Consider the following 667-nt stretch of genomic DNA (forward strand, 5'->3'; position numbering starts at 1 on the left):
TTCAATTTTGCACCAAAACCGCCACGCGTTGGCAATCCCTCTTGAGCCGTTTGTTAGCTGCCTGACGATAAAGCCTAAATTAATAGTGATAACGGCAAGAAATAATCGTGATAGCACTATCATCAACCGCATAAACTAACCTATTCGCATCGTCTATTCGTCGCGACCAAAAACCAGATAAGTTTTCTTTTAGTGGCTCAGGTTTACCTATGCCCTCGAAAGGAGAACGCTTAACATCCGTGATGAGTTTATTTATACGTTTAAGTGTTTTCTTGTCTTGCGTCTGCCAATAAACATAATCATTCCAAGATTCATCAGTCCAAGATAATAAACGACTACTCATCGATTAAATCTCTTTGGCTCACCTTACCCGCTTTAAATTGAGCAATTGAACGATGTAAGTGCTCAGCATTTGCCGGAGAACGAAGTAAATGAACCGTTTCCATTAAGCTATTATAATAATCCAGTGACATAACAACGGCATCTTCAGAATCACGACGTGTGATCACGGTTGTATCTGCGTCATTAACAACAGCATCCAAAACGCTCTTCAAGCTATTTCTAGCTTCTGTAAAAGATACAATTCTCATAAAACCTCCACATGTACGTTTAATGAGACAAGTATATGACTAAAAAACCAACTTGTACAGCTAATGGAACATGCGAA

General features: G+C 39.1%; 2 protein-coding genes. Both read right to left on the reverse strand.

Annotation, left to right across the window (positions count from 1 at the left end; all coding sequences use genetic code 11):
• Positions 1 to 79: 79 nt before the first annotated feature.
• Positions 80 to 343, reverse strand: coding sequence for a Txe/YoeB family addiction module toxin (locus NB504_RS17800; RefSeq protein WP_019281448.1), 264 nt, complete (start codon positions 341 to 343; stop codon positions 80 to 82).
• On the reverse strand, positions 336 to 590 hold the full coding sequence (locus tag NB504_RS17805; protein WP_009836585.1) for a type II toxin-antitoxin system Phd/YefM family antitoxin: 255 nt from the start codon (positions 588 to 590) through the stop codon (positions 336 to 338). Before NB504_RS17805 ends, NB504_RS17800 begins: the two co-directional genes overlap by 8 nt.
• Positions 591 to 667: the final 77 nt, after the last annotated feature.

Source organism: Vibrio sp. RM-69-4, from assembly GCF_024743775.1.
GTDB classification, from domain to species: Bacteria; Pseudomonadota; Gammaproteobacteria; order Enterobacterales; family Vibrionaceae; genus Vibrio; species Vibrio anguillarum.

Excerpts from the sequence above, each read along its gene's own strand:
- NB504_RS17805 (WP_009836585.1), bottom strand. The coding sequence starts at position 590 with ATGAGAATTGTATCTTTTACAGAAGCTAGAAATAGCTTGAAGAGCGTT.
- NB504_RS17800 (WP_019281448.1), bottom strand. The coding sequence starts at position 343 with ATGAGTAGTCGTTTATTATCTTGGACTGATGAATCTTGGAATGATTAT.